General features: G+C 49.2%; 12 protein-coding genes. All 12 read left to right on the top strand.

Annotated features, from left to right (window positions below):
- The first annotated feature begins 2 nt into the window (after positions 1-2).
- Complete coding sequence (locus DWY89_RS01355) at positions 3-1,064, top strand: Xaa-Pro peptidase family protein (RefSeq protein ID WP_106999855.1); 1,062 nt, start codon at positions 3-5, stop codon at positions 1,062-1,064.
- 24 nt (positions 1,065-1,088) lie between these two features.
- Positions 1,089-2,750 carry a peptide ABC transporter substrate-binding protein gene (locus tag DWY89_RS01350; RefSeq protein WP_106999856.1) on the top strand — a complete coding sequence of 554 codons (1,662 nt, stop codon included), beginning with the start codon at positions 1,089-1,091 and terminating at the stop codon, positions 2,748-2,750.
- Positions 2,751-2,944: 194 nt separating this feature from the next.
- Complete coding sequence (locus DWY89_RS01345) at positions 2,945-3,865, top strand: ABC transporter permease (protein ID WP_022358658.1); 921 nt, start codon at positions 2,945-2,947, stop codon at positions 3,863-3,865.
- A gap of 8 nt (positions 3,866-3,873) precedes the next feature.
- Positions 3,874-4,884, top strand: coding sequence for an ABC transporter permease (locus DWY89_RS01340; protein WP_233430143.1), 1,011 nt, complete (start codon positions 3,874-3,876; stop codon positions 4,882-4,884).
- 13 nt (positions 4,885-4,897) lie between these two features.
- The gene (locus DWY89_RS01335) at positions 4,898-5,989 is read left to right on the top strand and encodes an ABC transporter ATP-binding protein (RefSeq protein WP_022358656.1); all 1,092 of its coding nucleotides are present in this window, start codon (positions 4,898-4,900) and stop codon (positions 5,987-5,989) included.
- Positions 5,973-6,947 (top strand): oligopeptide/dipeptide ABC transporter ATP-binding protein, encoded by a 975-nt coding sequence (locus tag DWY89_RS01330; protein ID WP_106999857.1) that lies wholly within the window; start codon positions 5,973-5,975, stop codon positions 6,945-6,947. The genes DWY89_RS01335 and DWY89_RS01330 overlap by 17 nt, the downstream gene beginning before the upstream one ends.
- A 332-nt stretch (positions 6,948-7,279) precedes the next feature.
- Positions 7,280-8,461: a MalY/PatB family protein gene (locus DWY89_RS01325; protein ID WP_117795364.1), complete on the top strand. Its 1,182-nt coding sequence runs from the start codon at positions 7,280-7,282 to the stop codon at positions 8,459-8,461.
- A gap of 45 nt (positions 8,462-8,506) precedes the next feature.
- Entirely contained in the window at positions 8,507-9,070 is a 564-nt protein-coding gene (locus DWY89_RS01320) for a cupin domain-containing protein (RefSeq protein ID WP_106999859.1), read from the top strand.
- A gap of 189 nt (positions 9,071-9,259) precedes the next feature.
- Positions 9,260-10,663, top strand: coding sequence for an HlyD family efflux transporter periplasmic adaptor subunit (locus DWY89_RS01315; protein ID WP_106999860.1), 1,404 nt, complete (start codon positions 9,260-9,262; stop codon positions 10,661-10,663).
- Positions 10,664-10,704: 41 nt separating this feature from the next.
- Positions 10,705-11,403 carry a YggS family pyridoxal phosphate-dependent enzyme gene (locus DWY89_RS01310; protein ID WP_106999861.1) on the top strand — a complete coding sequence of 233 codons (699 nt, stop codon included), beginning with the start codon at positions 10,705-10,707 and terminating at the stop codon, positions 11,401-11,403.
- 4 nt (positions 11,404-11,407) lie between these two features.
- Entirely contained in the window at positions 11,408-11,917 is a 510-nt protein-coding gene (locus DWY89_RS01305; RefSeq protein WP_022358650.1) for a cell division protein SepF, read from the top strand.
- 149 nt (positions 11,918-12,066) lie between these two features.
- Positions 12,067-12,825 carry a YlmH/Sll1252 family protein gene (locus DWY89_RS01300; RefSeq protein ID WP_022358649.1) on the top strand — a complete coding sequence of 253 codons (759 nt, stop codon included), beginning with the start codon at positions 12,067-12,069 and terminating at the stop codon, positions 12,823-12,825.
- The last annotated feature ends 15 nt before the right edge of the window (positions 12,826-12,840 follow it).

Here is a 12,840-nt window from a genome sequence, read left to right as displayed (position 1 = left end):
GCATGGAACAGTTACTTGCGTATATGCAGAAAGAGCACCTGGATGGCATGTTCATCAGCCGCCCGGTCAATGTAAAGTATGTCAGCCATTATACCGGCGAAGATTCCTGGCTTTTTATCACGGAGCAGGAAAAATTCTTTCTGACAGATCCGCGCTACACCGAGCAGGTTTCCTATGAGTGCCCGGATTACACAATTTTGAACTGGAGAGACACCTACGGTTCCATCGGAAAGGCACTTGCCTACGCGGCGGAAAAGGTTGGGGCAAAGACGATCGGCTTTGAAGCAGCCCACCTGACCGTTGAACAGTACCAGAACCTCCAGTCGGAGGTAAAAGCAGAGCTGGTACCGGCGGACGGCATCATCGAGGAGTTCCGCTCCATCAAGAGGCCGGAAGAGATTGAGTGCCTGCGTATCTCCTGTGATATTGCTTCAAGGGCATATGAAAAGATCCAGAAGGATATCCGGGTCGGCATTACCGAGAAAGAGCTGGCGGCGCGTTTAAGCCTCTATATGGTTCTGGAGGGCGCGGATACACAGCCATACGGCAATATCCTCATCTCCGGTGCGAGAACATCCCTGCTTCATGGAATTCCGTCCCAGAAGGCGATTGAATACGGCGATCTGGTCCTGATGGATTATGGATGCCAGTATCATGGTTATTTATCTGATATGACGCGTACCCTGGTAGTCGGACGCGCAACGCCGAAGCAGAAGGAAGTATACAAGATTGAGCAGCAGATGGTCGCTGCGGTGGAAGGATTCTTAAAAGATGGGGTTTCGGCATCGGATGCATATTATGAATCCACGAAGATCATCGAGGGGACCGAGTATTTTCCATATCACTACACAGGAATCGGACACGGCGTCGGCATGTTTGTCCATGAGATTCCATTTATGAGCCCTGTTTCTAAAAATATCGTGCATGCCAATAATGTCATGACCGTGGAACCGGGTATCTATATTCCAGGATGGGGCGGTATCCGCATTGAAGATCAGCTTCTCATCACGGAGACAGGCAATGAAAACCTGATCAGCGCCACAAAGGAACTGATTGAGCTTTAATAAAAAAGGACAAGGAGGAATATTATGAGAAAAAACAAACTACTTGCACTGGGATTAGCTGCACTGATGGCAGCGAGTGTAGCGGGCTGTTCCACTCCGAGCGCTTCGGTGGATGATACGAAGGCAGCTGAATCGGGAAGTGACAGTTCCCAGAGCGCAGCAGCGGGCGAAAAGATTTTCCGTTATTCCAACACGGCGGATATCGCGACGATTGACCCTGATAAGACAAACTCGGTAGCAGACGCGACCGTCTCCTATCATATCTATGATGGTCTGTACCGCAACGTACAGGGCGAGCTTCAGCCGGCAACCGCTGAGAGCTATGAAGTCAGCGATGATGGTCTCGTATATACTTTCAAACTCCGTCAGGATACAAAGTGGAGTGATGGACAGACTGTTACGGCTAAGGATTATGAGTACGGTATGAAGCGTCTCTGCGATCCGGCAGCAGCCTGCCCTGCCAGCTATCTGGGTGCTGTTTTAAAGAACGGTGCCAAGGTCAGTGAGGGTGAACTTCCGGTGGATGAACTGGGAGTCAAGGCACTGGATGACTTTACCCTGGAGATTACGCTTGAGAATCCGGCTGATTACTTTGTCAGCATGACAAGCATGAGTGCATTCATGCCGGTACGTGAAGACCTGGTTGAGAAATATGGCAATGAGTTCGGCGGAAGTGCCGATAAACAGGTTTACAATGGACCGTTCGTTGTAAGTGAATACAGTAACGGCAAGGTAGAACTGACGAAGAATCCAGATTACTATGACAATGAAAAGATCAGTCTGGACGGCGTTGAGATTCTGACCGTAGCCGATCAGACTACCGCTGTTTCGATGTTCGATGCAGGCGAGCTGGATCTGGCAGAGGTTCCAACCGAGCTGGCAGCGCAGTATGAGGGCAAGACACAGTCCTACTACAACGGCGCAGACGATTATGCGGCACTGAATCACCGGAATAAATATCTGGCAAACAAGAACCTGCGTCTGGCGATGAACTACGCAGTCAACCGTGAAGAATACATTCTTCTGACCCACAATGGCTTATATCAGGCTAACCAGAGATATGTGCTTCCGCAGGTTCGCGGCGTGGACGGTGAGTACGGCACCGAGTATCCGTTAGAGGCATTCCCACTTCAGGGTGATATGGATAAGGCAAAAGAGTATCTGGATACGGCATTATCTGAATTAGGTCTTTCCAGTGCTTCTGATATTTCCCTGAAACTGGTTGTATCCGATTCTGACACAGCGAAGAAAGAGGCAGAGGTTGTTGCAAACCAGTGGAAGAACAACCTGGGTATCAACGTAGATATCAACATGGTTCCGTACGCAACGAAAAACGCACTCCTGGTTCCGGACAGTGATGAGTACGATATCATCATGAGCGGCTGGGCACCGGATTACTCTGACCCGTACAGCTACCTGGAGCTCTGGTACAGCACCTCCGGCTACAACTACTTAAATTACCACAGTGATGAATACGATAAGTACATCGACGCTTCCAAGACAACTTCCGGTAAAGAGCGTATGGACAATCTGTTCAATGCAGAGAAGACACTCCTGGAAGACGGCGCACTGGTAGCGCTTCAGTTAAGAGAGGTTCCGTATATGGTATCTGACCGTGTACAGAATCTGGGCGCATACTTTGTTGGACTGAACTATGACTATATGTATGTGGACATCACAAACTAATCCATCATCTATCCAAAACATATTGAAAAACCTTAGAAGATGATTGAAGCACCTGCGCTTCAGGATCCGGCAAAGCGGCTGGATTTCTGAAGCGCAGTACATATCCGGTGGCTACCTGGCGGATGAATGAGCCGTAACCGGCGGCCGGAACAACCGGATTTGGGATGTTCCCGTAGTTAAAGGAGCGTGAACCTATGAAAAAATATATACTGAAGCGGGTGGGAATATCCATTGTGACTGTGTTTGTTCTCGTATCCGTTGTATTTTTCCTGGCAAGGCTGATGCCGGGCGGACCGTTCAATGATCCGAAAATGTCAGCAACCGCAAAGGCCAATTTAAGTGCCTACTACGGATTCGATAAACCTTTACTCCAGCAGTATCTGACATATCTGAATAATCTGATTCATGGAAATTTCGGTTTTTCTACCAAATATCCGAGCCGTACCGTCAATGACCTGTTAGCAGGCGCATTTCCGTATTCGGCAGACCTTGGTATCCGCGCATTATGTTTTGCGATTTCCTTTGGTCTTGTATTTGGTATTATTTCTGCATTAAACCGTGGCAATAAAATTGATTTAATCTTTGTGATTGTAGCTGTATTTGGTACAAGTGTCCCGGATTTTATCATGGGCGCACTGCTGCAGCATTTCTTTGCAGTCAAATGGGGACTGTTCCCGATCGCGCAGTACAAGGGCTTTTCGTACACGATCCTGCCGTCGATCGGACTGGGATTCTACACGATGGCATCCGTCTCGCGTATCATGCGTGCGAGTATGCTGGAGGTAGTCCAGCAGGATTATATCAAGACAGCGCGCTCGAAGGGTATTTCGAAGTTCCGTGTGACCTGGAAGCATCAGATCCGGAACGCGATCATGCCGGTTGTCACAATCCTTGGTCCGACGGTAGCAGCCGTTCTGACCGGTACATTTGTTATTGAGTCCCTGTTTGCTATCCCCGGCATGGGTAAATATTATGTTGAGAGTGTGCAGAACAACGATTACTCCCTGATCCTTGGCATGACGGCGTTTTACGGCACATTCCTGGTATTCTGCAACATGGTAGTTGATATTCTGTATGGCGTGATCGATCCGAGAGTGCGGATCGGTGGAAAGTAGGTGGCAGTATGGGTGAGATGAAAATGAAAGATGGAAATGTGCTGCCTTCTGAGAATTCCGGCGCAGCAGCGGGTACATCCGAAAACTTGACAGATGGACGCGCGATTACCCTCGACAAGTTTGAGATGGTAGGTAAAAATATTGAAAAAATGGAATCGATCTCCCGACCAAGCCTGACCTTCTGGCAGGAGGCGTGGAGACGAATCCGGACAAATAAGGCGGCATATTTCAGTCTGATTCTGTTGATTGCATATGGACTGTTAGCGATCTTTGCACCGATGTTCAGCCACTACGGATTTGACCAGCAGGATGCCTACTCGATGAGCAAGGGGATTTCAGCAGCTCATTGGCTGGGAACCGACTCTCTGGGGCGTGACCTCTGGGTACGTGTCTGGATGGGCGCGCGTGTTTCTTTGACGATCGGTCTTCTGGCAGCCCTTTTAAATACTGTAATTGGTACAGTGCTGGGCGGTTTCTGCGGCTATTATGGCGGCAAGTTTGATATGATCGTCATGCGTATCATCGATGTTATTTATGGTATTCCATCCCTGATCGTCTGTATTTTGGTTATGGTAGTATTAGGTTCCGGCGTTAAAAGCTTAATCATTGCAATGGTTATTGTTGGATGGACGGGAACCTGCCGTTTTACCAGAGGCGAAGTATACCGCTTGAAAGAGCAGGATTTTGTACTGGCAGCCCGCGTCATGGGCGAGTCGGCGTTCACAATCATCGTGCGTGAGATCATCCCGAATATCATGGGTCTTCTGATCACAAACCTGACAATGGCAATCCCGAGCGCCATCTTCCAGGAGGCGTTCTTGAGTTATATCGGTCTCGGCATTTCCCCGCCGCAGGCAAGCTGGGGCGTTCTGGCAAAAGAGGGAACCCGTATGATGACGGCAGCGCCGCATATGCTGTACGTGCCGGCATTCTTTATCTGTACAACTGTACTGGCGCTCAACCAGCTCGGAAATGGTCTGCGGGATGCATTTGATCCGAGACTGAGAGGAACGGAATAGGAGGTAGGAGACAATGGCTAAAAATATATTGGAAATCAAGAATCTGACCTTCTCGTTCCATACATACGGCGGCGTGGTAAAATCCGTCCGGGATGTCAGTTTTAATGTACGCGAAGGCGAGATTCTTGGAATTGTAGGCGAGAGCGGATGCGGCAAGAGCGTTACCTCCCAGTGCATTTTAAAGCTCAACCCGGAGCCGCCGGGATTTTTTGAGGGCGGTTCGATCAAGTATAAAGGCGAGGAGATCATCACCAAGACAGACCGCGAGATGCGGAAAATCCGCGGTGTGGAGATTGGATTTATCTTTCAGGATCCGATGACCTCGTTAAACCCGACCATGACGGTTGGAAAACAGATCGAGGAGGTTTTTGTCGGACGGAAGGGGATGACCCGGGCAGAAGTCAGGGAACGGGCGCTGGAGATCCTGCGTCTGGTCGGCATTAATGAGCCGGAGCGTCGTTATAAACAGTATCCGCATGAGTTGTCCGGCGGTATGAAGCAGCGTGTCATGATCGCGATCGCGCTGGTCGGCAAGCCGAGCATCATCATCGCGGATGAGCCGACGACCTCGCTGGACGTAACGATCGAGGCACAGATCCTGGATCTTCTGAAGGAACTGCGCGATAAGATGAACACCTCGATTATCCTGATTACCCACGATCTCGGAGTTATCGCCAAGATGTGCGACCGCGTGCTTGTTATGTATGGCGGCAAGGTGGCTGAAAAAGGAACGGTTGATGAGATCTTCTATGAGACGGCACATCCGTACACGGCAGGTCTCATCAAATCAATCGCTACGCTGGATACCTCCAAGAATCAGAAGCTGGTGCCGATCGATGGAACTCCGCCGGATCTGTTTGCACCGCCGAAAGGATGCCCGTTTGCAGCGCGCTGTGAGTTTGCGATGAAGGTCTGTTATGAAGAACAGCCGGAATTTCACAGGCTTTCAGACGAACATACCTGTGCGTGCTGGCTGCAGCATGAATATGCGCCGAAGGTGGATATCATGAAAGGGCTGACTGAGGCGCAGAAACAGGAAGAAGAGGAAAATGTTGCGGCTCTGCCGGAAGAGAAACGGAGGGGACACCATGGCAAAACGAATTGATAGGAGCACACCCCTGTTCCAGGTCACGGATCTCTGCCAGTATTTCAACGTCGGCAGGGGAAAAGTGCTGAAAGCAGTTGATCACGTGCATTTTACGATTTATAAAGGGGAAACGTTGGGACTGGTAGGTGAGAGCGGATGTGGCAAGTCCACGACGGGACGGTGCCTGGTAAAGCTCTATGAGCCGGCAGCAGGCACGATCACCTATAAAGGAAAAGATATTTTTAAATACACCCGTGAAGAGGAAAAAGCATTCCGCAAGAATGTGCAGATGATCTTCCAGAATCCACATTCCTCCCTGAACCCGCGTATGACGGTCAAGGATATCATCGGTTCCGGCATGAAACTGCATGGACTGGCGACGGACAAGGATGTGGATCAGAAGGTAGAGGCGATCCTGAAGCGCGTCGGTCTGAACCGCGACCATATGTCCCGTTTCCCGCATGAGTTTTCCGGCGGTCAGAAGCAGAGAATTGGTATTGCCAGGGCATTAGCGGTCGAACCGGAGTTTGTGATCTGCGACGAGCCAATCTCCGCACTGGATGTTTCAATCCAGGCGCAGGTTTTAAATATGTTAAAGGAACTGCAGGAAGAAATGGGACTGACCTATCTCTTCATCGCACATGACTTGAGCGTCGTCAAATACATTTCCGACCGTGTTATCGTTATGTATCTGGGAACGATGGTTGAATTTGCCGATTCCGAAGAGCTGTATGCACATCCGCTGCATCCGTACACGCAGGTGCTTCTGTCCTCGATTCCGGTTGCGGATCCGAGGCTGGTGCGTGAGAAGAAGCGTATCATGGTTAAGGGCGAGATTCCAAGCCCGATCAACCCGAAGGACTGCTGCCGTTTTGCCGAGAGATGTCCGTATGCGACGGAGGAGTGCCGGGCGAAGCTGCCGGAACTCCGGGAAGTGATGCCGGGGCATTTTGTGGCTTGTCATATGGTAAAGTAAATTAAATAGATTCGTGAAGGCGTCGAAGCTGACGGGGACAGGACAGCCTGGCTTCTCAGACTTATCATTGTTCGCTTGCTTTCGCTACAGATGCTCGCCTGATGCGGACTTACATCTGCCTCATTCGGACATCTGTGCTCAAAATGCGTACAATTTGACAAGCTGAAAGCCAGACCGCCCTGTCCTCGTCAGCTTCTTAGTTTTTTGGCTAATTGAGGGAGTAATTGTAGACATTGATCGCCGACTGGTGTAAAATATTAGTTAGAATTTTTTTAAAATTATGGCTGAATTTGGAAAATTTTAACGATATATAACAGAAAGGTGGATTTTCTATGCAGTACGATTTTGATACACCGATCGATCGGACCCATACTTGGTCGATCAAGCATGATTTTAAGAAAGAAAATGGGAAAGCGGATGATATTCTGCCGCTCTGGGTGGCGGATATGGATTTTCGATCGCCGGACAGCGTGGTTGAAGCGCTGAAAAAGGCAGTAGATCACGGGATTTTCGGTTACAGCCGGGCAGATGAGTCGTACTTTGATGCGGTGGCAGCGTGGTATCAGAAACGCCATCATCTGACTCTGCAGCCGGAGTGGATGACCTGCACGCCAGGTATCGTGTTTGCACTCTCGATCGCAGTGCGGGCTTTTACCCAGGAGGGCGATGCGGTGTTGATCCAGCCGCCGGTCTACCATCCATTCAGCCGGGCGATCCTCCGCAATAAGCGGACGCTGGTGGAGAATCCGCTGGTTTTAAAAGATGGGCATTATGAGATGGATCTGGAAGAGTTGGAGCAGAAGGTGCTGGATGAGCATGTCAAACTGATGATTTTATGCAATCCGCACAATCCGGTTGGCCGTGTCTGGACGAGGGAAGAGCTGACCGCACTGGCTGACATCTGCCTGCGCCACCATGTATACGTGATCAGCGACGAGATCCATGGCGATTTTGTATGGCAGGGGCATGAGCAGACTCCGTATGCGTCGATTTCAGAGGAAGCATGCCTTCATTCGATGATGTGTACAGCGCCGAGCAAGACCTTCAATCTGGCTGGCATGGCGACATCAAACCTCTTTATCCCGGATCCGGAGATGCGGCGTAAATTCCGGTCGGAGCTGCTGGATGTTGGTCAGGAAAATATGAACCGTCTGGGATTGTTCGCCTGCCGTGCAGCGTATGAAGGCGGCGGGGAATGGCTGGATCAGCTTATCGGCTATCTGGCTGGCAATCTGGCACTGGTGCGCGATTTCTGTAAAAACCGTGTGCCGCAGATTCAACTGGTAGAACCGGAGGGAACGTATCTGGCATGGCTGGATTGCCGTGAACTGGGGATGACGGATGATGAATTGATGGCATTCTTCTCGAATGAAGCGAAGGTATGGCTGGATCCGGGCACGCATTCGGGTGAACAGGGATCTGGATTTATGCGCTTTAATCTGGGCAGTTCGCGCAGTGTGATTGCACAGGCGCTCGATCAGATCGAGGCGGCATGGAAAAAACGGAACGCATAATGAATAATAGCAGAACCGTAAAAATAAAACGTTCGGAGGGATTGCATGGAATTTGAAGAAGTGGAGAATATTGGACAGCGGATCAAGGAGATTCGCAAGAGTAAATCTATCACGATCCAGAAGCTGTCCCAGTTTACCGATCTGTCAGTGGGATATCTGAGCAATCTAGAGCGGAACCAGGCAAGCCCGACGCTGAACAATTTGCAGCGCATCTGCGTGGCGCTTGGTATTTCGATCCGGGATCTGCTCAGTCCTTCCGGCGAGGAGAGAACCCTGATCCGCCAGGAGGAGCAGCAGTTATATGAATATGATGAGTACAAGCTTCAAATCCGCCGTCTGGATTTTGGAAAGAAACGCGGTATTTATGAGTTTTCAACCTATGATCCAGAGACAAAAGATACACCGCCGTCCTGGGGGCTGCATCCATACGCGGAGGTCGGAGTCGTTCTGGAAGGCAAGATGGAGGTCAATCTGGATGGAACGGTTTATCTCTTAGGACCGGGCGATTCGATCTATATCAAGCCGAATCTCTATCACACGATGCGGAATGCGGGCGATACTCCCTGCCGCTCCTTCTGGCATTTGCAGATTATGGATGATTCTGTATAATTGACGGGATGAATTGATCTTGAAATTTGGACAATTCACTCGTATAATAAAGGCTGTACGTTGGGCTATACAGAATATTGCAAAAGTCCATGGCCGTAGACAAATTTGCGTGGATTTTTGTCTGGTAACTGTGAAACTGCAGAAACAGCTGCCAGAGAAGTACATCGGGAAAAGGGAGGATAGAGCTGCATGGCCAAAAACAAGAAAATTGTACGCTACAGAAAGCCATTGAATATCAATGTAGGCATGATCATTTTTGCCATGATTTTCGTCTATCTTTCTTTCAGTGTCTATACATATCTCAGGCGGGATCACGTCCAGTTTTATGAGGTCGTCGAGGGAAGTATTGTAAATAATAAAGAATACAACGGAATCCTGTTTCGGGATGAGACAGTGGAAAATGCACCGCAGACCGGGTACGTCAACTATTATGTGCGCGAGGGAAAGCGGGCAGGCGCTGGGGCGCGCGTCTATTCGCTAGATGAGACCGGCGAGCTGGGGAAATTTTTGGAAGAAAATCAGTCCTCTGGGGTGTCCCTGTCAGCAGAAAATCTGGCTGATTTGAAGAAACAACTCAGTTCGTTCTGTTTATCCTACAACGATCAGCGCTTTGAAAGCGTCTACGACGCCAAATATTCTTTGCAGGCTTCGGTTGCAGAGTATATGAATTTCAATGCGCTGGGCGATATGGATGCACAGCTTCAGGCACAGGGTATCAATTACAAACAGATATCGGCGCCCCAGCCGGGTATTATTTCCTATGTGACCGATTCTTTTGAGGGGGTCGCGCCGGAGGAGGTGACGGCGGATTCGTTTGACCGGAGTCAATATACGCGGCAGGTGGGACGAGCTGGGGAACTGATCGAGGCGGGCACGCCGGTGTACAAGATCATCACATCGGAGAACTGGAGTATCGTGTTTCAGATGGATGACAAGGATAAAGAGCAGTTTGCCGATCAAGATACACTGACGATCGAGCCGTTGGGAAGTGATATGAAATTCCGGGGAAATTATTCGATGTTTACCGGTTCCGATGGCAATCTGTATGGACGCCTGGATCTGGACCGTTACATGATCCAGTTTGAATCCGAGCGTTTTATGAACTTCGAGATCTCCAGCGAGGAAACGCAGGGACTTAAAATTCCGGTATCATCGGTGATGGAGAAGGAATTTTATACCATTCCAGTTGATTATATGACAACGGGCGGCAACGCTACTGAAGATGAGGCTGGCTTCAATAAAGAAGTTTACGGCGAAGGCGGAAAGGCGTCGATTGAATTTGTCACGCCGGAGATTTACAGCTCGACTGATGAGTATTATTATGTCGAGAAGAGCGACGATGGGCTGTTAAAGAGCGGCGATTATCTGGTGAAGCCGGATTCAAACGAGCGCTTCCAGGTAGGACCGACGGCAAAGCTGACAGGTGCTTACAATATTAATAAGGGATACGCGGTGTTCAAGCAGGTGAAAGAACTTGCAAATAGCGGTGAATATTACATTGTAGAAAAAGGAACCAAATATGGATTATCGGTTTATGACCATATCGTGTTGGATGCCAGTACCGTATCGGATGGCCAGATCGTATATCAGTAATGATATTTCCAAAATATAGAGATAAGGAAGGTGTATCACATATGGTTCAGGAACAGTTAGAAGAAGTACGTCAGAATATACGGAACGCCTGCGAGCGGAGCGGACGGAAGGTGGAGGATGTCACGCTGATCGCGGTCAGTAAGACAAAGCCGGTGCCGATGCTTCAAGAAGCATATGATGCCGGCGCCAGAGATTTCGGCGAAAACAAAGTGCAGGAGATTCTGGAGAAGGAACCGCAGCTGCCGTCTGATATCCGCTGGCATATGATTGGACATTTACAGAAAAATAAAGTCCGTCAGGTAATTGACAAGGCAGTTCTGATTCACTCCGTCGATACGGTGGGACTGGCAGAGCAGATCGAAAAAGAAGCGGTCAAACGTGATCTGGACGTTTCTATTCTTCTGGAGGTCAATGTCGCCGGAGAAGAGTCCAAATTTGGTTTTGCCCCGGAAGAAGTCGAGGAAGCGGCACGCGAAATTGCAAAGTACCCGCATGTCCATATACAGGGACTTATGACGATTGCACCATTTGTAGAGAATTCGGAAGAAAATCGTGGTGTTTTTAAAAAATTATATGAATTATATGTTGACATGAAACGGAAAAACATTGATAATGTTACTATGAATGTCCTTTCGATGGGAATGACCGGAGACTATCAGACAGCGATTGAAGAAGGTGCAACTATGGTAAGAGTCGGTACGGGCATTTTTGGAACCAGGGCAAAGATAGGAGAGAAATAGGGTTATGAGTATTCTGAACAAATTAATGGATACAATGCGTCTCACAGAGAATGATGACGATTACTTCGATGAGGAAGATTACGAAGAAGAAAAACCGGTGATTAAGAAGCGTTCTTTCGGCAAGAGGGACGAAGAGATGGATGATTACCGCCACGAGGAGGAATCTAAGCCGCGTTTTCTGCCACGTTCCTCTAACAATAAGGTAGTGCAGATGCGCCGCAGCATGGAAGTATCTCTGATCAAACCTACTTCCATGGAGGATACGAGAGAGATTTGCGATTACCTGCTGGCTGGAAAAGCTGTTGTTTTAAATATGGAAGGAATCCACATGGAGGTTGCACAGCGTATCATTGATTTTACCTGTGGCGCGACCTATTCGATGGATGGAAATCTCCAGAAGATTTCCAATTACATTTTTATTGCGACACCGTCATCGGTTGAGCTGTCCGGCGACTTTCCCGAACTCTTAGCAGACGGTTCCATGAATGTTTCCGGGATGAATCTCCACTTCTGATACTGATATACTCCCAGGTTCGCTATATATCTGAACCTGGGAGTATTTATTATACAATCGGAAATTTGTGTGATTTCTGATTGTATACAGGCTCTCTGAGCAGGAGCACACTTTATATAAGCACTTTCGAACAGGAGTAGAAACACGCGATGCTGCAGGAAAAAGAAGAACAGCTTTTAAAAAAGAGAATGATAGAACTGGCCGGACTCTGTTATCAGCGCGATATACAGACAAGTACCGGCTTTTTGTCGTTAAATGAACAGACGATCTTTCACTCGATCGAGAAGACGCTGCCGCCGGTGCGGACTTGCCTGACGGGTGGCTTTGAGGGCGCAGAGCGCAAACTTCTTTGTTTTCTGGCTTCGTATGACGATGAGGAGTTTGGACTTCCGATTGCCGTGTTGGAGGTCATTCCGGCAAACCTGCGTTACAGTGAGGCGCTGACGCACCGGGATTATCTCGGGGCGCTCATGAACCTGGGGATTGAGCGCAGCTGCATCGGGGATATTCTGATGAAGGAAAATGGCTGCTGCGTCTTCTGCCAGGAAAAGATGGCGGATTATCTCTGCCAGGAACTCACGATGGTGCGCCACACCTCTGTGATCTGCCGCAGGGCGGACGCGACGGAGCCGATCACACCGAAGATGGAGCGCGTGAGTGGAAGCGTTGCATCACCGCGTCTTGACAGTGTGATCGCGATGGTATTTTCATCCTCCCGCACGAAGATACTGCCGCTCATTGAGGGTGAAAAGGTGTTTATTGACGGGAAACAGGTGACTTCCCCGGCGGTGCAGCTTAAAGAGGGCGAGATTGTATCTGTGCGCGGCATGGGAAAATTCCGCTTTGCCGGGAGCGGGGGATTGTCGAAAAAGGGACGTCTGTATGTTTATGCGGATAAATATGTGTAAAAAAGAAAGGACTGA

The sequence above is a fragment of the Clostridium sp. AF27-5AA genome (genome assembly GCF_003478415.1).
In the GTDB taxonomy this organism is placed as follows: domain Bacteria; phylum Bacillota; class Clostridia; order Lachnospirales; family Lachnospiraceae; genus Otoolea; species Otoolea fessa.
This window is presented reverse-complemented; position numbering and strand designations above follow the sequence as displayed.

Coding starts and splice junctions, on each gene's coding strand:
- DWY89_RS01300 (WP_022358649.1), top strand. CDS start 12,067: ATGCTGCAGGAAAAAGAAGAACAGCTTTTAAAAAAGAGAATGATAGAA.
- DWY89_RS01325 (WP_117795364.1), top strand. CDS start 7,280: ATGCAGTACGATTTTGATACACCGATCGATCGGACCCATACTTGGTCG.
- DWY89_RS01315 (WP_106999860.1), top strand. CDS start 9,260: ATGGCCAAAAACAAGAAAATTGTACGCTACAGAAAGCCATTGAATATC.
- DWY89_RS01355 (WP_106999855.1), top strand. CDS start 3: ATGGAACAGTTACTTGCGTATATGCAGAAAGAGCACCTGGATGGCATG.
- DWY89_RS01310 (WP_106999861.1), top strand. CDS start 10,705: ATGGTTCAGGAACAGTTAGAAGAAGTACGTCAGAATATACGGAACGCC.
- DWY89_RS01330 (WP_106999857.1), top strand. CDS start 5,973: ATGGCAAAACGAATTGATAGGAGCACACCCCTGTTCCAGGTCACGGAT.
- DWY89_RS01340 (WP_233430143.1), top strand. CDS start 3,874: ATGGGTGAGATGAAAATGAAAGATGGAAATGTGCTGCCTTCTGAGAAT.
- DWY89_RS01320 (WP_106999859.1), top strand. CDS start 8,507: ATGGAATTTGAAGAAGTGGAGAATATTGGACAGCGGATCAAGGAGATT.
- DWY89_RS01345 (WP_022358658.1), top strand. CDS start 2,945: ATGAAAAAATATATACTGAAGCGGGTGGGAATATCCATTGTGACTGTG.
- DWY89_RS01335 (WP_022358656.1), top strand. CDS start 4,898: ATGGCTAAAAATATATTGGAAATCAAGAATCTGACCTTCTCGTTCCAT.
- DWY89_RS01350 (WP_106999856.1), top strand. CDS start 1,089: ATGAGAAAAAACAAACTACTTGCACTGGGATTAGCTGCACTGATGGCA.
- DWY89_RS01305 (WP_022358650.1), top strand. CDS start 11,408: ATGAGTATTCTGAACAAATTAATGGATACAATGCGTCTCACAGAGAAT.